The 24,045-nt window shown below is 61.8% G+C and carries 18 protein-coding genes; 11 read left to right on the top strand and 7 right to left on the bottom strand.

Annotated elements, in window-relative coordinates:
• The first annotated feature begins 86 nt into the window (after positions 1-86).
• Positions 87-368 (top strand): HU family DNA-binding protein, encoded by a 282-nt coding sequence (locus M1D68_RS20275; RefSeq protein ID WP_030139622.1) that lies wholly within the window; start codon positions 87-89, stop codon positions 366-368.
• Positions 369-539: 171 nt separating this feature from the next.
• Here the strand turns inward: M1D68_RS20275 and rlmF are convergent, their stop codons facing one another.
• The 5 genes from rlmF to M1D68_RS20250 form a co-directional block, all read right to left on the bottom strand.
• On the bottom strand, positions 540-1,559 hold the full coding sequence (gene rlmF / locus M1D68_RS20270) for a 23S rRNA (adenine(1618)-N(6))-methyltransferase RlmF (protein WP_420765368.1): 1,020 nt from the start codon (positions 1,557-1,559) through the stop codon (positions 540-542).
• A 250-nt stretch (positions 1,560-1,809) separates the two neighbouring features.
• Entirely contained in the window at positions 1,810-4,656 is a 2,847-nt protein-coding gene (locus tag M1D68_RS20265) for a valine--tRNA ligase (protein ID WP_457968114.1), read from the bottom strand.
• A 221-nt stretch (positions 4,657-4,877) separates the two neighbouring features.
• Positions 4,878-5,243 (bottom strand): DNA polymerase III subunit chi, encoded by a 366-nt coding sequence (locus M1D68_RS20260; RefSeq protein ID WP_434648826.1) that lies wholly within the window; start codon positions 5,241-5,243, stop codon positions 4,878-4,880.
• 7 nt (positions 5,244-5,250) lie between these two features.
• Entirely contained in the window at positions 5,251-5,679 is a 429-nt protein-coding gene (locus tag M1D68_RS20255) for a DNA polymerase III subunit chi (protein WP_420765365.1), read from the bottom strand.
• Positions 5,680-5,737: 58 nt separating this feature from the next.
• Positions 5,738-7,228, bottom strand: a complete 1,491-nt coding sequence (locus tag M1D68_RS20250; RefSeq protein ID WP_457968113.1) for a leucyl aminopeptidase — start codon at positions 7,226-7,228, stop codon at positions 5,738-5,740.
• Between the two features lie 361 nt (positions 7,229-7,589).
• On the opposite strand from M1D68_RS20250, the gene lptF reads away from it, so the two are divergent.
• The 8 genes from lptF to pdxJ all read left to right on the top strand — a co-directional run bounded on the left by lptF (position 7,590) and on the right by pdxJ (position 16,039).
• Positions 7,590-8,711 (top strand): LPS export ABC transporter permease LptF, encoded by a 1,122-nt coding sequence (lptF, locus tag M1D68_RS20245; RefSeq protein WP_434560445.1) that lies wholly within the window; start codon positions 7,590-7,592, stop codon positions 8,709-8,711.
• Positions 8,704-9,765, top strand: coding sequence for an LPS export ABC transporter permease LptG (lptG, locus tag M1D68_RS20240; protein ID WP_420765362.1), 1,062 nt, complete (start codon positions 8,704-8,706; stop codon positions 9,763-9,765). The genes lptF and lptG overlap by 8 nt, the downstream gene beginning before the upstream one ends.
• Positions 9,766-9,906: 141 nt before the next feature.
• Positions 9,907-11,706, top strand: a complete 1,800-nt coding sequence (lepA, locus tag M1D68_RS20235; RefSeq protein WP_245142437.1) for a translation elongation factor 4 — start codon at positions 9,907-9,909, stop codon at positions 11,704-11,706.
• A gap of 5 nt (positions 11,707-11,711) precedes the next feature.
• Positions 11,712-12,566 carry a signal peptidase I gene (gene lepB, locus M1D68_RS20230; protein ID WP_420765361.1) on the top strand — a complete coding sequence of 285 codons (855 nt, stop codon included), beginning with the start codon at positions 11,712-11,714 and terminating at the stop codon, positions 12,564-12,566.
• 184 nt (positions 12,567-12,750) lie between these two features.
• The gene (gene rnc / locus M1D68_RS20225) at positions 12,751-13,440 is read left to right on the top strand and encodes a ribonuclease III (protein ID WP_245142433.1); all 690 of its coding nucleotides are present in this window, start codon (positions 12,751-12,753) and stop codon (positions 13,438-13,440) included.
• Positions 13,433-14,335: a GTPase Era gene (gene era / locus M1D68_RS20220; protein ID WP_039591481.1), complete on the top strand. Its 903-nt coding sequence runs from the start codon at positions 13,433-13,435 to the stop codon at positions 14,333-14,335. Before rnc ends, era begins: the two co-directional genes overlap by 8 nt.
• A 220-nt stretch (positions 14,336-14,555) precedes the next feature.
• Complete coding sequence (gene recO, locus M1D68_RS20215) at positions 14,556-15,245, top strand: DNA repair protein RecO (protein WP_457968112.1); 690 nt, start codon at positions 14,556-14,558, stop codon at positions 15,243-15,245.
• 50 nt (positions 15,246-15,295) lie between these two features.
• The gene (gene pdxJ, locus M1D68_RS20210; RefSeq protein ID WP_457968111.1) at positions 15,296-16,039 is read left to right on the top strand and encodes a pyridoxine 5'-phosphate synthase; all 744 of its coding nucleotides are present in this window, start codon (positions 15,296-15,298) and stop codon (positions 16,037-16,039) included.
• Positions 16,040-16,155: 116 nt separating this feature from the next.
• Here pdxJ and mltF read toward each other — a convergent pair whose 3' ends face one another.
• Positions 16,156-17,616 carry a membrane-bound lytic murein transglycosylase MltF gene (gene mltF / locus M1D68_RS20205; RefSeq protein WP_420765358.1) on the bottom strand — a complete coding sequence of 487 codons (1,461 nt, stop codon included), beginning with the start codon at positions 17,614-17,616 and terminating at the stop codon, positions 16,156-16,158.
• 288 nt (positions 17,617-17,904) lie between these two features.
• On the opposite strand from mltF, the gene purL reads away from it, so the two are divergent.
• Both purL and M1D68_RS20195 read left to right on the top strand, forming a co-directional pair.
• Positions 17,905-21,801 (top strand): phosphoribosylformylglycinamidine synthase, encoded by a 3,897-nt coding sequence (gene purL, locus M1D68_RS20200; RefSeq protein ID WP_457968110.1) that lies wholly within the window; start codon positions 17,905-17,907, stop codon positions 21,799-21,801.
• A gap of 4 nt (positions 21,802-21,805) precedes the next feature.
• Positions 21,806-22,117 carry a YqfO family protein gene (locus M1D68_RS20195; protein WP_434560437.1) on the top strand — a complete coding sequence of 104 codons (312 nt, stop codon included), beginning with the start codon at positions 21,806-21,808 and terminating at the stop codon, positions 22,115-22,117.
• 206 nt (positions 22,118-22,323) lie between these two features.
• On the opposite strand, the gene nagE is transcribed toward M1D68_RS20195, so the two are convergent.
• A complete protein-coding gene (gene nagE / locus M1D68_RS20190; RefSeq protein ID WP_457968109.1) occupies positions 22,324-24,039 on the bottom strand; it encodes an N-acetylglucosamine-specific PTS transporter subunit IIBC in 1,716 nt (571 codons plus the stop codon).
• Between the last annotated feature and the right edge of the window lie 6 nt (positions 24,040-24,045).

The raw sequence follows: 24,045 nt of genomic DNA, 5'->3' as shown, positions 1-24,045 counted from the left end.
CGAGGGCGGCTGATCAGACAGATCGGGCTCGATGGCTGACACTGCACTCTGCAATCCATATGAATTTGATAGGGAAGGAACACTACATGGCTCTTACTAAAGACCAACTGATCGCTGATTTGGCTGAATCTGTAGACGCACCTAAAGCTACCGTGCGTGCTCTGCTGGACCAACTGGGCCAAGTCGTTGCCGATCAGCTGGAAAACGGCGGCGAACTGACCTTGCCAGGCGTTGGCAAGCTGAAAGTCACCGAGCGTCCTGCCCGTACCGGTCGCAACCCTTCGACTGGCGCAGCCATCGAAATCCCGGCCAAGAAAGTGATCAAGCTGGTTGTGGCCAAAGGCCTGACCGACGCGGTCAACAAGTAAGACCGCCCGATAAAAACCGTGCCGCGGAGCGATCCGGGCACGGTTTTTTATTGCCTTGGAAAAACCAGTGAGACGGCAATGCTGTCGCAGTCAACCCGTGGCGAGGGAGCTTGCTCCCGCTGGGCTGCGCAGCAGCCCCAACTGCGAGTACTTTGTATTGGGTGGCTCCACTCAGCCCTTGCGAACCCAACGCGACTGGCCCCAAGCCTGTTGCTGTGCCTCGGTCTGGAAGGTCCAGGCCACGAAGCGGCTCTGTTTTTGTCCCTGGGACATTTCCACCACCTGACTATGCAAGGCCCCCGCCTTTTTCAGCGCTGTCTCGATGGCCGGCAGGTTCGACGCCTTCGATACCAGGGTGCTGAACCACAACACTTGGCCCGCCACCTGTGCGCTTTCGCTGATCAGTTGCGTGACAAACCGCGCCTCGCCGCCCTCGCACCACAACTCCGCCGCCTGGCCGCCGAAGTTCAGCACCGGTAACTTGCGCTTCGGATCCGCTTTGCCCAGCGCGCGCCATTTGCGCTGGCTGCCCTTGGTCGCTTCTTCCAGGGAGGCGTGAAACGGTGGGTTGCACATCGTCAGGTCGAAGCGTTCGGCGCTTTCCAGAAGGCCCAGCAGAATCTGCTTGCGGTTGGTTTGCTGGCGCAACTGGATGGCCTTGGTCAGCCCGTTGGACTGCACGATCGTCTTGGCCGAGGCAATCGCCGTCGGATCGATCTCCGAGCCGAGGAAATGCCAGCGGTAATCGCTGTAGCCGATCAGCGGATAGACGCAATTGGCGCCGGTGCCGATATCCAGCACCTTTACCGCAGCCCCGCGGGGGATTTCACCTTCGTTGTGGCTGGCGAGCAGATCGGCGAGAAAATGCACATAGTCCGCACGCCCTGGCACCGGCGGGCACAGGTAGTCAGCGGGAATGTCCCAATGCGCGATGCCGTAAAACGATTTGAGCAGCGCCCGGTTGAACACCCGCACGGCTTCAGGGCTGGCGAAATCGATGCTTTCCTTGCCGTAGGGGTTGATGATTACGAACCTCGCCAGTTCGGGCGTGCTCTTGATCAGCGCTGCAAAGTCATAACGGCCCTGGTGGCGGTTGCGCGGGTGCAGGCTGGCTTTCTCCCGTGGCGCCTTGGCCTCGGTGGCAGGCTTGGGCTTCTGGCGGGCAGGCTTGGGTGTGCGAGGGGCGGTCATGGGCGGGTCGATTCGGGGCTGGTCAAAAAGTGGCGAGCATTGTCCCACATCTGGTCCGTTCTTGATGACTGCGCGGGTTAAATGTGGGAGCGAGCTTGCTCGCGATGACAGCGGCACATCCAGCGCTGATGCAAGCTGACCCGCCGCCATCGCGAGCAAGCTCGCTCCCACAGGGGGCGATCCTGAAAGAAAAGTGGCAGGCATAAAAAAGGAGGTCCAGCTGGACCTCCCTTTTCATTGCGAACAACCGTTACAGACTGGAAATCCGCGCGTGTTGCTCGGCCAGCTTGCCCAGGGCCAGCTCAGCCTCGGCCAACTTGGCCCGTTCCTTCTCGATGACTTCGGCCGGCGCCTTGTCGACAAAGCCGGCGTTCGACAGCTTGCCGCCAACGCGCTGGACTTCACCCTTCAGGCGCAGGATTTCCTTGTCCAGGCGCGCCAGTTCGGCGGCCTTATCGATCAGCCCGGCCATCGGCACCAGCACTTCCATCTCGCCAACCAACGCGGTGGCCGACAGCGGCGCCTCTTCGCCGGCAGCCAGCACGGTCACCGATTCAAGCTTCGCCAGCTTCTTGAGCAGCGCTTCGTTCTCGTTGAGGCGGCGCAGGTCTTCGGCGCTGGCGTTTTTGAGGAACAGGGTCAGCGGCTTGCCCGGGCCGATGTTCATTTCGGCGCGGATGTTGCGCAGGCCGAGCATGAAGGTCTTCAGCCACTCGATGTCGTCTTCGGCCGCCGGATCGATGCGGCTCTCGTTGGCCACCGGCCACGGTTGCAGCATGATCGTCTTGCCCTGTGCACCAGCCAGCGGCGCGACGCGCTGCCAGATTTCCTCGGTGATGAACGGCATGAACGGATGCGCCAGGCGCAAGGCCACTTCCAATACCCGAACCAAGGTGCGACGGGTGCCGCGCTGGCGCTCGACCGGAGCGTTTTCGTCCCACAAAACCGGCTTGGACAGTTCCAGGTACCAGTCGCAATACTGGTTCCAGATGAACTCGTACAGCGCTTGCGCCGCCAGGTCGAAACGGAACTGGTCGAGCTGGCGGGTTACTTCGGCTTCGGTGCGTTGCAGCTGGGAAATGATCCAGCGATCCGCCAGGGTCAGCTCGTAGGCTTCGCCGTTCTGGCCGCAATCTTCGCCTTTATCCAACACGTAACGCGCGGCGTTCCAGATCTTGTTGCAGAAGTTGCGATAGCCTTCGACGCGGCCCATGTCGAACTTGATGTCGCGGCCGGTGGATGCCAGCGAACAGAAAGTGAAACGCAGGGCATCGGTGCCGTAGCTGGCGATGCCGTCCGCGAACTCTTCGCGGGTGGCTTTCTCGATCTTCTTCGCCAGTTTTGGCTGCATCAGGCCGGAGGTGCGTTTCTGCACCAGGGTTTCCAAGTCGATGCCGTCGATGATGTCCAGCGGATCCAGGACGTTGCCCTTGGACTTGGACATCTTCTGGCCCTGGCCGTCGCGCACCAGGCCATGGACGTAAACGGTCTTGAACGGCACCTGCGGGGTACCGTCTTCGTTTTTCATCAAGTGCATGGTCATCATGATCATCCGGGCGACCCAGAAGAAAATGATGTCGAAGCCGGTGACCAGCACGTCGGTGGAGTGGAATTTCTTCAGGAATTCGGTCTGCTGCGGCCAGCCTAGGGTGGAGAAGGTCCACAGGCCGGAGCTGAACCAGGTATCGAGCACGTCGTTGTCCTGTTGCAGGGCAACGTCCGGGCCGAGGTTGTGCTTGGCGCGGACTTCGGCTTCATCACGGCCAACGTAGACCTTGCCCGACTCGTCGTACCAGGCCGGGATGCGATGCCCCCACCACAGCTGACGACTGATGCACCAATCCTGGATGTCGCGCATCCACGAGAAGTACATGTTTTCGTATTGCTTGGGCACGAACTGGATGCGGCCGTCTTCCACGGCGGCAATCGCCGGCTCGGCCAATGGCTTGGTGGACACGTACCATTGATCGGTCAGCCACGGCTCGATGATGGTGCCGGAACGGTCGCCTTTCGGGACTTTCAGGGCGTGATCATCGACGCTCACCAGCAGGCCGGCGGCATCGAACGCTGCGACGATCTGTTTGCGTGCCTCGAAGCGGTCAAGGCCGGCGTATTCGGCCGGAATCTGGCCGTCGACGTTCTCGTTCAGCGTGCCATCGAGGTTGAATACCTGGGCTGCTGGCAAGACATTGGCGTTCTTGTCGAAGATGTTCAGCAGCGGCAGGTTGTGGCGCTTGCCGACTTCGTAGTCGTTGAAATCGTGGGCCGGGGTGATTTTCACGCAACCGGTGCCGAATTCAGGGTCGCAATAATCGTCGCCGATGATCGGAATACGACGGCCCACCAACGGCAGCTCGACAAACTTGCCGATCAATGCCTTATAGCGCTCGTCGTTCGGGTTCACCGCCACGGCAGCGTCGCCGAGCATGGTTTCCGGACGGGTAGTGGCAACGATCAGGTAATCCTTGCCTTCGGCGGTTTTGGCGCCGTCGGCCAGCGGGTACTTCAGGTTCCACAGGAAACCCTTCTCGTCGTGGTTCTCCACTTCGAGGTCGGAAATCGCCGTGTGCAGCTTGGTGTCCCAGTTGACCAGGCGCTTGCCGCGGTAAATCAGACCGTCTTCATGCAGGCGCACGAAGGCTTCCTTCACCGCTTCCGAGAGGCCGTCGTCCATGGTGAAGCGCTCGCGGCTCCAGTCCACGGACGAACCGAGGCGGCGGATCTGGCGGGTGATGTTACCGCCGGACTCCTCTTTCCATTCCCAGACTTTCTCCAGGAATTTTTCGCGACCCAGGTCATGACGGTTCTGGCCCTGGGCTTCGAGGCGGCGCTCCACCAACATCTGGGTGGCGATACCGGCGTGGTCGGTGCCCGGTTGCCACAACGTATTACGACCTTGCATGCGACGGAAACGGATCAGGGCGTCCATGATCGCGTTGTTGAAACCGTGGCCCATGTGCAGGCTGCCGGTGACATTCGGCGGCGGGATCATGATGGTGTAGGAATCGCCCGCGCCTTGCGGAGCGAAATAATTCTCGGACTCCCAGGTGTTGTACCAGGAAGTTTCAATGGCGTGCGGCTGGTAGGTCTTATCCATGCGCGGCGGGACCCTATAGGCATTTATTCAGGAAAAGCCGGGAAGTATAGCGGGCAGGGCTGGTGCAAGCCACAAGCTGCGATGAATGCGGAGACAGTTGACCCCTGTGGGCGCGAGCTTGCTCGCGATAAGGCCATCACATTCAACATCGATGGTGACTGACAGCCCGCTATCGCGAGCAGGCTCGCTCCCACAGGATGTTCACAATGAGGCGGAGGACGCTATTCGTACTGGCTCAACAACCGCTCCATCCGCGCATCCAACCGGCGCTTGATCTCGGTCTCGATATGCGGTGCGAAGTCGTCGATGACGTCTTGCATGATCAGTTGCGCGGCGGCACGAAGTTCCCGGTCCAGGTGTAGCAGGGCGTCGGGGCCTTTCGGTTCTGCCTTGATGGCTGGCTGGGGTTCAGGCTGGCCGTTGATCGGGTCGAACAGCAGCGGGATCTGTTCGTCATGCACCGGCTCGTGCTCCACCGTATCGGTCAGCAGCGGCGGTTGCAGGTTGTCATCGCCGAGCAGTTGGCGGATCGACTCGAGGTCATCCAGCAGTTGCGCGGGTTTTTGCGAAGGTTTTGGAGTATCCATCGTAGGCTCAGAGTCGCTGTAAACGGTGGTCTTGCAGAGGATAGCCCTGTTCACGGTAGAAACGGAAACTCTCCCGAGCGGCTTGCCGGATGGCCGGGTCTTCCACCACCACTTCCGCCACGCGGGCGAAGCGCTGGGCGAAGGCCGGCACTTTCAGGTCGAGGTTGACTAGCAGGTCGTGGTGTTGCCCGCAGTCATTCCCAAGCCCGAGTACGATCAAGCCCTCGGGTTCGTTTTCGGCAGGGCCATGGGGCACGAAGCTCTCGCCCTTGAACGCCCACAAGCGCGCATCGAGGTCGTCACGCTGGGCGGCATCGCTGCAATGCAGGTAGATGCGATGGCCCATGCGCCAGGCCTTTTCGGTGAGTTTGCAGGCGAAATCCAGCCGCGCCGAGGGATCGGCGCTGGGCAGGATATAGAAATCGACTTTGGTCATTGCGGTTCCTGGATCGCCGATGCGCCGCCCGAAGGCGACGTACCGGCTATCATCAGTGTCAGGCTTTGGCGCGGTCCAGCAGGTACTGGGTCAACAGGGGGACCGGACGGCCGGTGGCGCCCTTGTCCTTGCCGCCGCTGGTCCAGGCCGTGCCGGCGATGTCCAGGTGCGCCCAATTCAAGTTCTTGGTGAAGCGCGACAGGAAGCACGCCGCCGTGATGGTCCCGGCTTTCGGGCCGCCGATGTTGGCGATGTCGGCGAATGGGCTGTCCAGCTGTTCCTGGTACTCGTCGAACAACGGCAGTTGCCAGGCGCGGTCGTCGGCTTGCTGGCCGGCGCTCAGCAATTGGGCGATCAGCTCGTCATTGTTGCCCAGCAGGCCGGAGGTATGGGCGCCCAAGGCAACCACGCAGGCGCCGGTCAGAGTGGCGATGTCGATCACCGCTTGCGGCTTGAAGCGTTCGGAGTAGGTGAGGGCGTCGCACAGCACCAAGCGGCCTTCAGCGTCGGTGTTGAGGATTTCGACAGTCTGGCCGCTCATGGTGGTGACGATGTCGCCAGGGCGCGACGCCGTGCCGCTGGGCATGTTCTCGGCGCAGGCGAGGATGCACACCAGGTTGATCGGCAATTGCAGTTCGAGCACGGCGCGCAGGGTGCCGAACACGCTGGCGGCACCGCCCATGTCATATTTCATTTCGTCCATGCCGGCGCCGGGCTTGAGGCTGATGCCGCCGGTGTCGAAGGTGATGCCCTTGCCGACCAGCGCGTACGGCTTCTCGGATTTCTTGCCACCGTTGTATTGCATGACGATCAGGCGCGGCGGCTGGGCGCTGCCCTGGCCGACGGCATAGAACGAGCCCATGCCCAGGTCCTTGATCTTCTTCTCGTCGAAGACCTCGACCTTGAGACCCTTGAATTCCTTGCCAAGCGCCTTGGCCTGTTCGCCCATGAAAGTCGGGTGGCAGATGTTCGGCGGCAGGTTTCCCAGGTCACGGGTGAAAGCCATGCCGTTGGCAATCGCGGTGGCATGGGTCACGGCGCGCTGGACTTCGGCCTGGGCGGCCTTGATGGTCAGCAGGGTGATTTTCTTCAGGGCGCGCGGTTCGGCTTTCTGGCTCTTGAAGCGGTCGAACTGGTACTCGCCGTCAATCAGGGTTTCGGCCAGCAGGCGATTCTTGCCGTAGCTGTCGCGGCCTTTGACTATCAGTTCGTCCAGCGCCAGTGCAGCGTCGCCGCCACCGAGGTTTTTCAGGGTGGCCAGCACGCCGGCGATGATCTTGCGCAACGGACGGTCGCCCAGTTCGGCGTCCTTGCCCACGCCCACCAGCAGCACACGGTCGGCCTTGAGGTTGGGCAGGTTGTGCAGCAACAGGCTCTGGCCGACCTTGCCGGCCAGGTCGCCGCGCTTGAGCACGGCGTTGATTGCACCGCCGCTCAGGGCGTCGAGCTGGCTGGCAACTACACCGAGCTTGCGGTTTTCACCCACGGCAACCACCAGGGTGGCGGTCTTCAACGTTTCTGGGCTGACGCTTTTTACAACCAGTTCCATGTCCGGATCCTTGAGTCAATGGTCAAGAGGCCAGGCGCCACGACGACATTGGCGCGCTGAACAGCTGTCTTCTATAAAAAGAAGCGCCGGGGCTTACCGGCGACAAAGGCGGCAGTTTGAACCTCGGCGCCCGAGCCTGACAACCCTGGCAATCGTTAACTTTTTGGCCATGAAGCGTCTGCTTAAAGCGTGCGCAGTGACAGGCGCCTCCAATCACAGGATAATGCGGCTCTTTTTTCGGCGGCTCGCGTTGTGGGCCGGCTCGATACGTTTGCTAGTTTGGCCGCCTTAGGGTTTGTATGAAAAGTCGCGCAGGCGCTTCTCGTACAAGGCCCAGCCTGACAATCCTGGAGTGTCTGGTTTGATCGTCTTCCGTTACCTATCCCGCGAAGTCCTGTTGACCCTGAGCGCCGTCAGCGCCGTGCTGCTGGTCATCATCATGAGCGGGCGCTTCATCAAATACCTCGCCCAGGCGGCCTCCGGTGCCTTGGACCCGGGCTCCCTGTTCCTGATCATGGGGTTCCGCCTGCCGGGCTTCCTGCAATTGATTCTGCCGCTGGGGCTGTTCCTCGGCATCCTGCTGGCCTATGGGCGCTTGTATCTGGACAGCGAAATGACCGTGCTGTCGGCCACCGGCATGAGCCAGCAACGGCTGTTCCGCATCACCTTGTTCCCGGCAACACTCGTGGCGCTGGTGGTCGCGTGGCTGAGCCTGAGCCTGTCGCCCCAGGGGGCCAACCAGTTCCAGCTGTTGATCAACCAGCAGGACGCCATGACCGAATTCGACACCTTGGTACCGGGGCGCTTCCAGGCCCTGCGGGACGGGACGCGGGTCACTTATACCGAACAACTCTCGGACGATCGCATCGACCTGGGCGGCGTCTTCATTACCCAGAAGAATGTGTCTTCGGACACCAAGAAGGATCGGGGCATTTCCGTGCTGGTGGCTGAGAAAGGTCGCCAGGAAATCAACCCCGACGGCAACCGCTACCTGATCCTTGAAAATGGCTATCGCTACGATGGCACGCCAGGCCAGGCCAACTACCGGGCGATCAAGTACGACACCTACGGCGTATTGCTACCCAAGCCGGAGGCCAGCGACGAAGTCACCGATCGTGACGCCATGTCCACGGCCAGCCTGCTGGGCAACGACGACATCCGCGCCCGCACCGAGCTGCAATGGCGCCTGTCGCTGCCGCTGCTGGTATTTATCGTGACGCTCATGGCGGTTCCGCTGTCGCGGGTCAATCCGCGCCAAGGCCGTTTCCTCAAGTTGTTGCCGGCGATTCTTTTGTATATGGCTTACCTGACCATCCTGATTTCCGCCCGCAGCGCCCTGGAGAAAGGCAAGATCCCGCCGACGCTGGGCCTGTGGTGGGTGCATTCGATATTCCTGGCCATTGGCCTGGGGCTGCTGTACTGGGAGCCACTGCGCCTGAAGCTCGCAAGTCGTCGCAGCGCGCTGGAGGTGGCCCGTGGTTAAGCTCGATCGCTACATCGGCAGCAGCGTATTCATGGCGATCCTCGCCGTATTGGGGATCATTCTTGGCCTGGCGACCTTGTTCGCGTTCATTGATGAAATGGGCGATGTCAGCGATACCTATACGCTGCTGGACGTGGCGAGCTACGTATTGCTGACCGCGCCGCGCCGCTTGTACGACATGCTGCCGATGGCCGCATTGATCGGCTGCCTGATCGGCCTGGGCAGCCTGGCGAGCAACAGCGAACTGACCATCATGCGCGCCGCTGGCGTGTCCATCGGTCGGATCGTCTGGGCGGTGATGAAACCCATGCTGGTGCTGATGCTGGTAGGTGTGCTGATCGGCGAGTACGTCGCCCCGGCCACCGAGAATACCGCCCAGGCCAACCGCTCCCTGGCCCAGGGCGGCGGTGACGCGCAAAGCGCCAAGCACGGTCTGTGGCACCGCCAGGGCGAAGAGTTCATCCATATCAACTCGGTCCAACCCAACGGAACCTTGTATGGCGTGACCCGCTACCGTTTCGACGATCAGCGGCATATGTTGTCCTCCAGCTTCGCCAAGCGGGCCCAATTCGCCGACGATCACTGGCAACTGAGTGATGTCACCACCACGCTGTTCCATGACAAGCGCACCGAAGTCGTCGCCGCACCGCAGGAACGCTGGGACGTGGCGCTCAGCCCGCAGCTGCTCAGCACCGTGGTCATGGCGCCGGACTCGTTGTCCATCACCGGATTGTGGGGGTACATCCATTACCTGGCGGACCAGGGCCTGAACAACGGTCGCTACTGGCTGGCTTTTTGGGTCAAGGTGTTGCAACCCCTGGTGACCGCTGCGCTGGTGTTGATGGCCATCTCCTTCATCTTCGGTCCGCTGCGCTCCGTGACCCTTGGCCAACGGGTATTCACCGGTGTGCTAGTGGGCTTTACTTTCCGCATTGCCCAGGATCTGCTCGGGCCATCGAGCCTGGTGTTCGGCTTCTCGCCATTGTTCGCGGTGCTGGTGCCGGCCGGCGTCTGCGCGTTGGCCGGGCTCTGGCTGTTGCGCCGGGCAGGTTGATTCAACGCTCGATGTGGCGAGCAAGCATCCTCGCCACACATGCTCATCGACAGGCGAGCGTGACGCTTGCGCGGTGTATCGGGTACAATTCCCGGCTATTTTTCGGCGGGCCATGCCTGCAGCCTTTTTGAGTGTTGATCCGTGAGTGATTTGAGTCATATCCGCAATTTCTCCATCATCGCCCACATTGACCATGGCAAGTCGACGCTGGCTGATCGCTTCATCCAGATGTGCGGCGGCCTGGCCGAGCGTGAAATGGAAGCCCAGGTCCTGGACTCCATGGACCTCGAGCGTGAACGCGGGATCACCATCAAGGCCCACAGCGTTACCCTTTACTACAAGGCTCGCGACGGCATTACCTACCAGCTCAACTTCATCGATACCCCGGGCCACGTCGACTTCACCTATGAAGTCAGCCGGTCGCTGGCGGCCTGTGAAGGTGCGTTGCTGGTGGTCGATGCCGGCCAGGGCGTCGAGGCCCAGTCGGTCGCCAACTGCTACACGGCCATCGAGCAGGGCCTGGAAGTCATGCCGGTGCTGAACAAGATCGACCTGCCACAGGCCGATCCGGACCGCGTGAAAGAAGAAATCGAAAAAATCATCGGCATCGATGCCACCGACGCGGTCACGTGCAGCGCCAAGACCGGCCTGGGCGTGGATGAAGTGCTCGAGCGCCTCGTCACCACCATTCCCGCGCCGACCGGCAATATCGAAGATCCGCTGCAAGCGTTGATCATCGACTCCTGGTTCGACAACTACCTGGGCGTGGTTTCCCTGGTTCGCGTGCGCCATGGCCGCGTGAAGAAGGGCGACAAGATCCTGGTCAAGTCCACCGGCAAGATCCACCTGGTGGACAGCGTCGGTGTCTTCAACCCGAAACACACCGCTACCACCGACCTGAAGGCCGGTGAAGTGGGCTTCATCATCGCGGGCATCAAGGACATTCATGGGGCGCCGGTGGGCGATACCCTGACCTTGAGCTCCACCCCCGACGTCGATGTGCTGCCAGGCTTCAAACGCATCCAGCCACAGGTCTACGCCGGCCTGTTCCCGGTCAGTTCCGACGACTTCGAAGACTTCCGCGAAGCCCTGCAAAAGCTGACCCTGAACGACTCGTCCCTGCAGTACACCCCGGAAAGTTCCGACGCCCTGGGCTTCGGCTTCCGTTGCGGGTTCCTCGGCATGCTGCACATGGAAATCATCCAGGAGCGCCTGGAGCGCGAGTACGACCTGGACCTGATCACCACGGCGCCGACGGTAATCTTCGAGCTGCTGCTCAAGAACGGCGAGACTATCTACGTCGACAACCCGTCCAAGCTGCCGGACCTGTCGGCCATCGAAGACATGCGCGAGCCGATCGTGAGGGCCAACATCCTTGTGCCTCAGGAGCACCTGGGCAACGTCATTACCCTGTGCATCGAGAAGCGCGGCGTGCAGCACGACATGCTGTTCCTCGGCTCGCAGGTCCAGGTGACCTACGACCTGCCGATGAACGAAGTGGTGCTGGACTTCTTCGATCGCCTGAAATCCACCAGCCGCGGCTATGCTTCGCTGGACTATCATTTCGATCGTTACCAATCGGCTAATCTGGTGAAACTGGATGTGCTGATCAACGGCGAAAAAGTCGATGCCCTGGCATTGATCGTGCACCGCGACAACGCGCACTACAAAGGTCGTGCGTTGACCGAGAAGATGAAGGAACTGATTCCGCGGCAGATGTTCGATGTGGCAATCCAGGCCGCCATTGGCGGGCAGATTGTGGCGCGTACAACCGTCAAGGCACTCAGAAAGAACGTATTGGCCAAATGCTACGGCGGCGACGTCAGCCGTAAGCGCAAGCTGTTGGAAAAGCAGAAGGCCGGTAAAAAACGCATGAAGCAGGTCGGCAACGTGGAAATTCCACAGGAAGCCTTCCTCGCGGTGCTCAGGTTGGATAGTTAGGTCCTATGTCGCTAAATTTCCCGCTGTTGCTGGTTATCGCCGTGTTTGTCTGCGGCCTGTTGGCGTTGCTTGATCTGTTGTTCCTGGCGCCTCGGCGCCGGGCCGCCATTGCCTCTTATCAGGGCAGTGTCAGCCAGCCTGACGGCGTGGTCATTGAAAAGCTCAACAAGGAACCGCTGCTTGTCGAGTACGGCAAGTCGTTCTTCCCGGTGCTGTTCATCGTGCTGGTGCTGCGCTCGTTCCTGGTGGAGCCGTTCCAGATTCCGTCCGGTTCGATGAAGCCCACCCTGGATGTGGGCGACTTCATCCTGGTGAACAAGTTTTCCTATGGGATCCGGCTGCCAGTGATCGACAAGAAGGTCATCGAGATCGGCGACCCGCAACGCGGCGACGTGATGGTGTTCCGCTTCCCAAGCGACCCGAACGTCAACTACATCAAGCGTGTGGTGGGTCTGCCGGGCGACAAGATCCGCTATACGGCCGACAAGCGCTTGTTCGTCAATGGCGAGCTGGTTGCCGAGCAGTTGATCGGTTCCGAACCGGGCACGCTGGGCAGTGCCGAGCTCTACAAGGAAAAACTTGGCGAGGCAGAACACCAGATCCGCAAGGAAATGAGCCGCTACCGCGCCACGCCGGACCATTCATGGACCGTGCCGGCCGGGCACTATTTCATGATGGGCGACAACCGCGACAACTCCAACGACAGCCGTTACTGGGATGATCCGAACATACCCAAGGACATGTTGGGCATGGTCCCCGACCGCAATATTGTCGGCAAGGCCTTTGCGGTCTGGATGAGCTGGCCGGAACCCAAACTCAGCCACCTGCCGAACTTCTCGCGGGTAGGGTTGATCAAGTAATCACACACGGCGCTGTTGAACACAGCGCCGAATGCATTTCTGGAGCCTCCACAAGGCTGCCCGAAGGCATGAAGCCAACGATAGTCAGGACGTCATTTTTGAACACAGCGTTAATTGTCCCAAGCCAACGGCGCTTTGCCGCCGTGGCGGTGGAATCCAGCCACGAACTCAGCGTGGGTAAACCGTGAGCGTTTCTCTAAGCCGCCTCGAGCGTCAGCTCGGCTACACCTTCAAGGATCAGGAGCTGATGCTCCTGGCCCTCACTCACCGCAGTTTTGCCGGGCGCAACAACGAGCGCCTGGAATTCCTCGGCGATGCCATCCTCAATTTCGTCGCCGGCGAGGCGTTGTTCGAACGCTTTCCCCTGGCTCGCGAAGGCCAGTTGTCGCGTTTGCGCGCAAGGCTCGTGAAAGGTGAGACCCTGGCCGTATTGGCCCGGGGTTTCGACTTGGGCGAGTACCTGCGCCTGGGTTCCGGCGAACTGAAAAGCGGTGGTTTCCGCCGCGAATCGATCCTCGCCGACGCCCTGGAGGCATTGATTGGCGCGATCTACCTGGACTCGGGCATGGAAATGGCGCGCGAGCGCGTGCTGGCCTGGCTGACTTCCGAGATCGACAGCCTGACGCTGGTGGACACCAACAAGGACCCCAAGACCCGCTTGCAGGAATTTTTGCAATCGCGCAGTTGCGAACTGCCACGCTACGAAGTGGTGGATATCCAGGGGGAACCGCATTGCCGAACCTTTTTCGTCGAATGCGAAGTGGTCTTATTGAATGAAAAAAGCCGTGGCCAGGGCGTGAGCCGTCGTATCGCCGAACAGGTAGCGGCCGCCGCAGCACTGATCGCCTTGGGCGTGGAGAATGGCAATGACTGATACAACCGTCACCCGATGCGGCTATGTCGCCATTGTCGGTCGGCCGAACGTGGGCAAGTCCACGTTGCTGAACCACATCCTGGGCCAGAAGCTGGCGATCACCTCGCGCAAGCCTCAGACCACGCGCCACAACATGCTGGGCATCAAGACCGAAGGCGATGTGCAGGCGATCTACGTCGATACTCCGGGGATGCACAAGGGCGGTGAGAAGGCCCTGAACCGCTACATGAACAAGACTGCCTCGGCAGCGTTGAAAGACGTTGACGTGGTGATCTTCGTGGTCGACCGCACCAAGTGGACCGAAGAAGACCAGATGGTCCTCGAGCGCGTCCAATACGTGACCGGTCCCTTGATCGTGGCGCTGAACAAGACCGACCGCATCGAAGACAAGGCAGAGCTGATGCCGCACCTGACCTGGTTGCAGGAACAGTTGCCGAACGCGCAAATCATCCCGATCTCCGCCCAACACGGTCACAACCTCGACGCGCTGGAGCGGGTGATCGCCGAGCACCTGCCGGAAAACGATCATTTCTTTCCTGAAGACCAGATCACCGACCGCAGCAGCCGTTTCCTCGCCGCCGAGCTGGTGCGCGAGAAAATCATGCGCCAGATGGGCGCCGAGCTGCCGTACCAGATCACGGTGGAGATCGAGGAATTCAAGCAACAGGGCAAGACCCTGCACATCCATGCCTTGATCCTCGTCGAACGTGATGGCCAGAAGAAGATCATCATTGGCGACAAGGGCGAGCGCATCAAGCGCATCGGCACCGAGGCGCGCAAGGACATGGAGCTGCTGTTCGACTCCAAGATCATGCTCAACCTGTGGGTCAAGGTGAAAGGCGGCTGGTCCGATGACGAGCGCGCGTTGCGTTCGCTGGGTTACGGCGACCTGTAATCGTTAATGTGAGTACATGAATGCCACTGTGGGAGCGAGCTTCTGTGGCGAGGGAGCTTGCTCCCGCTGGGCTGCGAAGCAGCCCCCGGATCTGCGATCTCATCTAGCCAAACCCATCGTATGGCCTGGTTTCACGGCTGCTTCGCAGCCGAGCGGGAGCAAGCTCCCTCGCCACAGGATTTCTTCAACCATTGATGTCTTGTTGATATTCAGGCCCCCGATGTCCCCCAACACACCCACCGCCCAACCCGCCTATGTCCTCCACAGCCGCGCCTACCGCGAAAGCAGCGCCCTGGTGGACTTCCTCACGCCCCAAGGGCGGCTGAGAGCGGTGTTGCGTGGGGCTCGGGGCAAGGCCGGGACGCTGGCGCGGCCGTTCGTCCCATTGGACGTCGAGTTTCGCGGCAGGGGCGAATTGAAGAATGTCGGGCGCATGGAAAGCAACGGCGTCGCGGCCTGGCTCAACGGCGAAGCGCTGTTCAGTGGTTTGTACCTCAATGAACTGCTGATCCGCCTGCTCCCCGCCGAGGATCCTCATCCTGAAGTCTTCGACCACTATGCCGCCACGCTGCTGGCCCTGGCCGAAGGTCGCCCTCTGGAGCCATTGCTGCGCTCTTTCGAATGGCGCCTGCTGGACGATCTGGGCTACGGTTTTTCCCTCGACACCGACCTGCACGGACAACCCATCGCGGCGGACGGCCTCTACCGCTTACAGGTGGACGCGGGCCTGGAGCAGGTCTACCAGTTGCAACCCGGGTTGTTCAATGGCGTTGAGCTTCTTGCCATGGCCGAGGCCGACTGGACCGCGCCCGGTGCATTGGCGGCGGCCAAGCGTTTGATGCGCCAAGCCCTGGCGGTTCATTTGGGCGGCCGGCCGCTGGTCAGTCGCGAGCTGTTTCGCAAGCCCTGATCTACCCGTATGCTGTGGGCCGAATCTCTGTCCATTCAGGAGCGCTTTTCGTGAGCACCAGCAATCGCATTCTTCTCGGCGTGAACATCGACCATGTCGCCACCCTGCGCCAGGCCCGAGGTACTCGCTACCCGGATCCGGTCAAGGCCGCACTGGATGCCGAAGAGGCGGGCGCCGATGGCATTACCGTGCACCTGCGCGAGGACCGTCGCCACATCCAGGAGCGCGATGTGCTGCTGCTCAAGGATGTGCTGCAAACCCGCATGAACTTCGAAATGGGCGTGACCGAAGAAATGATGGCCTTTGCCGAGCGCATCCGCCCTGCGCACATCTGCCTGGTCCCGGAAACCCGTCAGGAGCTGACCACCGAAGGCGGCCTGGACGTGGCGGGGCAGGAGGCGCGGATCAAGGCCGCGGTGGAGCGGCTGTCGAAGATGGGCACCGAGGTATCGCTGTTCATCGACGCCGACGAGCGGCAGATCGAAGCCTCCAAGCGGGTCGGCGCGCCGGCCATCGAGCTGCACACCGGGCGCTACGCCGATGCCCAGACCCCCACGGACGTGGCCGATGAGCTGCAACGGGTGGCAGACGGCGTCACCTTTGGCCTGGCCCAGGGCCTGATCGTCAACGCCGGCCACGGCCTGCATTATCACAACGTCGAAGCTGTCGCCGCCATCAAGGGCATCAACGAGCTGAACATCGGCCATGCGCTGGTGGCCCATGCGTTGTTTGTCGGGTTCAAGTCAGCGGTGTCGGAAATGAAGGCGCTGATCCTGGCGGCCGCTAAGCCTTAAAATCACTACGAGCCCTGTGGGAGCGAGCTTGCTCGCGATGACGGCCTGACAGCCAACATCGATATTGACTGTCAGTCTGCTATCGCGAGCAAGCTCGCTCCCACAGGGGGTATGCCTTAAAGTTGCGGGGATTCCTGGCTCGGCTTGCTCTTGTCGACACCCGGCACGTGCAGGTTGCCCTCGGCCACCTGGTTGCCTTCGAGCTGTGGCTGCGTCACCCAGGTCAAGATGTCGTAGTAGCGACGGATGTTCGCCACGAAATGCACCGGCTCCCCGCCCCGGGCGTAGCCGTAGCGGGTCTTGCTGTACCACTGCTTCTGGGACAGGCGCGGCAGGATTTTTTTCACATCCAGCCACTTGTTCGGGTTCAGCCCTTCCTTGGCGGCGAGCTTGCGCGCGTCGTCCAGATGACCACTGCCCACGTTATAGGCGGCGAGGGCGAACCAGGTGCGGTCCGGTTCCTCGATGCTTTCATCCAGTTGTTCCTTCATATAGGCCAGGTACTTGGCGCCGCCCATGATGCTCTGCTTCGGATCGAGGCGGTTGGATACACCCATGGCCTGGGCGGTGTTCTGGGTCAGCATCATCAGGCCGCGCACACCGGTCTTGGAGGTCACCGTCGGTTGCCAGAGCGATTCCTGATAGCCGATGGCAGCCAGCAACCGCCAATCGACTTTTTCCTTCTTGGCGTAGGTCTTGAAATGCTGTTCGTATTTGGGCAGCCGCTGCTGCAGGTGCTGGGCAAACGTCGTTGCGCCCATATAGCCGAGGACGTCAACGTGGCCGTAGTAGCGATCCTTCAACCGCTGCAACGTGCCATTCTTCTGCACCTTGTTCAGGTAGGCGTTGATTTCATTGAGCAGGCTGTTGTCTTCGCCGGGGCCCACTGCCCAGCTCTGGCTGCGGGTGTCGCCCAGGTCGAACGCCACGCGCACGTTGGGGAAGTAGACCTGGTTCATCGCCACTTCGTTGGAGTCCACCAGCGTCAGGTCGATCTGGCCCTCGTCGACCATGCGCAGCAGGTCGACGACTTCAACGGCGTCGGATTCTTCGTATTCGATCCCAGGATATTGCTGCTTCAGCTGTGCCAATTGTTCGGCATGGGAGCTGCCCTTGAGCACCATGATCTTCTTGCCGGCCAGGGCCGCCGCGTCGGTGGGGCGCGACTGACCGTTGCGATAGATGATCTGCGGGGTGACTTCCAGGTAAGGGCTGGAAAAGCGAACCTGTTTTTTGCGCTGTTCGCTGCTGACCAGGCCTGCCGCGGCCAGCACCGGGCCGTTGGGCTTGCCGATCTGGCTGAACAGGTCGTCGAGGTTGTCGGCGGTCTCGATTTTCAGCTCGACCCCCAAATCCTCGGCGAAACGCTTCACCAGCTCGTATTCGAAGCCGGTTTCACCACTGCGATCCTGGAAGTAGGTGGCGGGGCTGTTCCGGGTAACGACCCGCAGCACGCCATCCTCCTTTACGCGCTCCAGTGTGTTGGGTTTCTCAACACAGCCACTAAGCACCAGGAAGAGTCCGGTTGCGATCAGCCATCTGGCGTACCGCGGACGCAAAGCCGTTGGGGAAAACATCTGCGCAGTATACGCAAACGGCCTCGACCGCCATATATCGACAGCAAAAGGCCAGTCTGATAGAGGTTGCAAAACGTGTCCGCAAGCCAAGCGGGCCGGCGCGCGGCAGGGCCCCGCAGGGATAAAAAATATCTCTGTGGCGCGGGCCGGATGGCCGGGTAATCAAGCTATCCGCGCCACGACCGACGTTCGGCTCGCACCTGACGTAGCGTTTCGGGTGCCGTTGGCAGCGGTTTAGGCTAGAATGCACGGCCTCAAAGCACACCCCTTCCCGAGGCTGTCCCGAAGATGTTGATCCTGCGCGGCGCTCCTGCCCTTTCTGCCTTTCGCCACAGCAAACTTCTTGAGCAACTGAGCCAGAAAGTACCGGCTGTCAGTGGCTTGTATGCTGAATTCGCTCACTTCGCCGAAGTTACCGGCGGTTTGACTGGCGACGAACAGCAGGTGCTCGCGCGCCTCCTGAAGTACGGCCCAAGTGTTCCAGTCCAGGAGCCAACCGGCCGCCTGTTCCTGGTGTTGCCGCGTTTCGGCACCATTTCGCCGTGGTCGAGCAAGGCCAGTGACATTGCCCGCAACTGCGGCCTGTCGAAGATCCAGCGCCTGGAGCGCGGCATTGCTTTTTATGTCGCCGGTGAGTTCAGCGAGGCCGAGGCCCAACTGATCGCCGAAGGCCTGCATGACCGCATGACCCAGGTCGTACTGGGCAACCTGGAGCAGGCCGCCGGCCTGTTCAGCCACGCCGAACCCAAGCCGCTGACCGCCATCGACGTATTGGGCGGTGGCCGCGCCGCGCTGGAAAAAGCCAACGCCGAGCTGGGCCTGGCCCTGGCCGAAGACGAGATCGATTACCTGGTCAACGCGTTCCAGGGCTTGAAGCGCAACCCCCACGACATCGAACTGATGATGTTCGCCCAGGCCAACTCCGAGCATTGCCGCCACAAGATCTTCAACGCCAGTTGGGACATTGACGGCCAGAGCCAGGAAAAAAGCCTGTTCGGCATGATCAAGAACACCTACCAGATGCACAACGAAGGTGTGCTGTCGGCCTACAAGGACAACGCCGCGGTGATCGTCGGCAATGTTGCCGGTCGCTTCTACCCGAACCCCGAGACCCGCCAGTACGGTGCGGTCCAGGAGCCGGTGCACATCCTGATGAAAGTCGAGACCCACAACCACCCGACCGCCATCGCCCCGTTCCCGGGCGCGTCCACCGGTTCCGGTGGCGAGATCCGCGACGAAGGCGCCACCGGTCGCGGTGCCAAGCCCAAGGCCGGCCTGACCGGCTTCACCGTGTCGAACCTGCAGATTCCTGGCTTCGAACAGCCGTGGGAAAAGCCGTACGGCAAGCCTGAGCGCATCGTCAACGCCCTCGACATCATGATCGAAGGCCCACTGGGCGGCGCGGCGTTCAACAACGAATTCGGCCGTCCGGCCCTGACCGGTTATTTCCGTACCTTCGAACAGTCCATCACCACCCCTCGCGGTGAAGAGGTTCGCGGTTATCACAAGCCGATCATGCTCGCTGGCGGCATGGGCAACATCCGCGCCGAACACGTGCAGAAAGGCGAGATCGTGGTCGGCTCCAAGCTGATCGTCCTCGGCGGCCCGGCCATGCTGATCGGCCTGGGCGGCGGCGCGGCTTCCTCCATGGCCACCGGCACCAGCTCGGCCGACCTGGATTTCGCGTCGGTCCAGCGGGAAAACCCGGAGATGGAACGCCGTTGCCAGGAAGTCATCGACCGTTGCTGGCAGTTGGGTGAGAGCAACCCCATCAGCTTCATCCATGACGTCGGCGCGGGCGGCCTGTCCAACGCCTTCCCGGAACTGGTCAACGACGGTGGCCGTGGTGGCCGCTTCGAATTGCGCAACATTCCGAACGACGAGCCGGGCATGGCCCCGCACGAAATCTGGAGCAACGAATCCCAGGAGCGTTACGTCCTGGCGGTCGGCCCGGCTGACTTCGAGCGCTTCCAGGCCATTTGCGAGCGCGAGCGTTGCCCGTTCGCCGTGGTGGGTGAAGCCACCGCCGAGCCGCAACTGACCGTGACCGACAGCCACTTTGGCAACAGTCCGGTGGACATGCCGCTGGAAGTGCTGCTGGGCAAAGCCCCGCGCATGCACCGTTCGGCGGTTCGCGAAACCGAGCTGGGCGACGATTTCGATCCGTCCACCCTCGACATCGCCGATTCCATCGAGCGCGTGCTGCATCACCCGGCCGTGGCGAGCAAGAGCTTCCTGATCACCATCGGCGACCGCACCATCACCGGCCTCGTGGCACGTGATCAGATGGTCGGCCCATGGCAGGTGCCGGTGGCCGACGTGGCCGTGACCGCCACCAGCTTCGACGTCTACACTGGCGAAGCCATGGCCATGGGCGAGCGCACGCCGCTGGCGCTGCTGGACGCCCCGGCGTCGGGCCGCATGGCGATCGGTGAGACCCTGACCAACATCGCGGCCTCGCGCATCGGCAAGATTTCCGACATCAAGCTGTCGGCCAACTGGATGTCCGCCGCCGGTCACCCCGGTGAAGACGCGCGCTTGTACGACACCGTCAAGGCCGTCGGCATGGAACTGTGCCCTGAACTGGGCATCACCATTCCGGTGGGCAAGGACTCCATGTCCATGGCCACGCGCTGGAACGACGAAGGCGTGGACAAGAGCGTGACCTCGCCACTGTCGCTGATCGTGACCGGTTTCGCCCCGGTCACCGACATCCGCCAGACCCTGACCCCGCAACTGCGCATGGACAAGGGCACCACCGATCTGATCCTGATCGACCTGGGCCGTGGCCAGAACCGCATGGGCGCCTCGATCCTGGCCCAGGTGCACGGCAAGCTCGGCTCCCAAGCACCGGACGTCGACGATGCCGAAGACCTGAAGGCGTTCTTCGCCGTGATCCAGGGCCTGAACGCCGACGGTCACCTGTTGGCCTACCACGACCGTTCCGATGGCGGCTTGCTGACCACCGTGATGGAAATGGCTTTCGCCGGTCACTGCGGCTTGAACCTGACCCTGGACAGCGTGGCCGAGTCGGCCAGTGAGATCCCGGCGATCCTGTTCAACGAAGAGTTGGGTGCGGTGATCCAGGTTCGCCAGGACGCCACCCCGGACATCCTCGCCCAGTTCAGCGCCGCCGGCCTGGCCGAGTGCGTCTCGGTCATCGGCCAGCCGATCAACAACGCCCACATCAATATCACCTTCAACGGCGACACCGTCTTCGAAGGCCAGCGTCGCTTGTTGCAGCGCCAGTGGGCCGAGACCAGCTACCAGATCCAGCGCCTGCGCGACAACGCCGAATGCGCCGAGCAGGAATTCGACGCGCTGCTGGAAGAAGACAATCCGGGCCTCAGCGCCAAGCTCAGCTTCGACGTCAACGAAAACGTGGCCGCGCCTTACATCAAGAAAGGCATTCGCCCGCAAGTGGCGGTCCTGCGCGAGCAGGGCGTCAACGGCCAGGTGGAGATGGCGGCGGCGTTCGACCGCGCCGGTTTCAGCGCGATCGACGTGCACATGAGCGACATCCTCGCCGGACGTGTCGACCTGAACGATTTCAAAGGCATGGTTGCCTGCGGCGGCTTCTCCTACGGCGACGTGCTGGGCGCCGGTGAAGGCTGGGCCAAGTCGGCGCTGTTCAACAGCCGCGCCCGCGATGCGTTCCAGGGCTTCTTCGAGCGCAACGACAGCTTCACCCTCGGTGTGTGCAACGGTTGCCAGATGATGTCCAACCTGCACGAGCTGATCCCGGGCAGCGAGTTCTGGCCGCACTTCGTGCGTAACCGTTCCGAGCAGTTCGAAGCCCGCGTCGCGATGGTCCAGGTGCAGGAGTCGAACTCGATCTTCCTGCAGGGCATGGCCGGTTCGCGCATGCCGATCGCCATCGCCCACGGTGAAGGCCATGCGGAGTTCCAGAGCGAGGAAGCGTTGCTTGAAGCCGACCTGTCCGGTTGTGTGTCGCTGCGTTTTGTCGACAACCACGGCAAGGTCACCGAAACCTACCCGGCCAACCCGAACGGCTCGCCGCGCGGGATCACCGGCCTGACCAGCCGCGACGGCCGCGTCACGATCATGATGCCGCACCCGGAGCGGGTGTTCCGCGCGGTGCAGAACTCGTGGCGTTCGGACGACTGGAACGAAGACGCGCCATGGATGCGCATGTTCCGCAACGCGCGCGTCTGGGTGAACTGAGGCGGTGTACAAGCTCTGTTTCTTCGTCCCGGCCAGCCACGTGGACGAGGTCAAAAGCGCCGTATTCGCTGCCGGTGGTGGGCGAATCGGCGACTATGACCACTGCGCCTGGCAAGTGCTGGGCCTGGGCCAGTTTCGCCCGTTGGACGGCAGCCAGCCGTTCATTGGCGAGGCGGGGCAGGTCGAGCAGGTCGAGGAATGGAAGGTTGAGCTTGTTGTCGCCGACGATCTGATTCGCCCCGTGGTGGAGGCATTGAGACAGAGCCATCCCTACGAGACACCGGCGTATGAGGTGTGGCGGTTGGAGGATTTCTGATCCTCCCCGTTTAAATGAAAAACCCGCTGATTGGATCAGCGGGTTTTTTATTGTGGCGAGGGGATTTATCCCCGCTGGGCTGCGCAGCAGCCCCAAATACTGATTCCCCGGTGTGTCAGGCAGATGGGGTTGCTGCTTAGGGGGCTGCTGCGCAGCCCAGCGGGGATAAATCCCCTCGCCACAGGGGCCAGACAGTCGGCGAAGGCCTAGGCTTTGACACCCGCCTGACGACTCGGCACCACCGCCTCCAACGCCCGCCACAACCCCGGTGCTTTCTCCCCCAGCAGCAAATGCCAAACGCCATCCTCCAGCGAACTGACCCCCTGGCAACCCAGCGCCTTGAGCTGGCTTTCCGACAACCCCTTGCCATCGGCCAACCGCACGCGCAAACGGCTCATCGCCACGCAATCGAGCTGCAACACATTCCTGCCACCGCCCAGGGCATCGAGCCATTGCTGTGCTTCGGCCTCCGGGACAGTTGTCGTTAAGGCCGGCTCGACCACGGCGTTCGCGGGCGTACTGACGGCCTGATCGGAAGAGGGCAACGCCAAGCGAATCTCATCGGCAATGCTATCGGCCATCGGCCCCACCACCACCTGCAAGCTGCCGCCATTGCCGGGGCGGACCACCGCCATGGCGCCAAGGGCCTTGAGCTGGGTGTCGCAGGCCTTGTTGCGATCCACCATGTCCAGGCGCAAGCGCGTGGTGCAGGCGCCGACGGTAATCAAGTTGTCGGCGCCACCCAGGGCCTGGATGTAGGCGGCGGCACGTTGGTTCTCGGCGATGATCGGCTTTTCGCCCATCGCCACGTCTTCACGTCCCGGCGTCTTCAGGTCGAAGCGGCGGATGCAGAAGTCGAACACCAGGAAATAGACCGCCCCATAGACCAGGCCCACCGGTACGACCAGCCACCCATTGGTGGATTTGCCCCAGCCCAGGACCATGTCGATGAAACCGCCCGAGAAGGTAAAGCCCAGGTGAATATCCAACAGATTGGTCACCGCCATCGACAGGCCGGTGAGCAACGCATGGACCAGATACAGCAACGGCGCGAGGAACATGAAAGCGAATTCGATCGGCTCGGTGACGCCGGTCAGGAACGAGGTCAACGCCATGGACAACAGAATCCCGCCCATGACCTTGCGCCGCTGGGGCAGGGCATTGCGGTACATCGCCAGGCACGCAGCGGGTAGGCCGAAAAGCATCACCGGGAACATGCCGGTCATGAACTGGCCGCCCTTGGGGTCGCCGGCGAAATAACGGGTCAGGTCACCGGTAACCACGGCGCCGGTGGCGGGGTCAGTGAAGCTGCCGAAAATGAACCACGCCATGTTGTTGAGGATGTGGTGCAGGCCAGTGACGATCAGCAGTCGATTGAACACACCGAAGACGAACGCGCCGAAGCTGCCGCTGGCCATCAACAGCTCGCCGAAGCTGTTGATGCCGTGCTGGATCGGCGGCCAGATCAGGCCGAACATCACGCCAAGGCCCACCGCGCTGAAACCGGTCACAATCGGCACGAAGCGCCGGCCCCCAAAAAACGCCAGGTACTCCGGCAGCTTGATGTCCTTGAAGCGGTTGTACAGCCCGCCGGCCAACAACCCACTGACGATCCCGGCGAGCATGCCCATGTTGATCGTCGCGTCGAGCACTTTCAATGTCGCGACCATTACCAGGTAGCCGATGGCCCCGGCCAGTCCGGCCGTACCGTTATTGTCCCGGGCGAAGCCCACGGCGATGCCGATGGCGAAGATCAGCGCCAGGTTGGCGAAGATCGCCTGGCCGGCATCGTGGATGATCGCGATGTTCAACAGGTCCGTGTCACCCAGGCGCAGCAGCAGGCCGGCAATCGGCAAAATCGCGATCGGCAGCATCAGCGCCCTGCCGAGGCGCTGCAGCCCTTCGATGAAATGCTGGTACATGGCGTC

Source organism: Pseudomonas sp. R4-84, from assembly GCF_054130985.1.
Note: the sequence above shows the minus strand (reverse complement) of the source record. Positions and strands in the feature narration are given on the sequence as shown.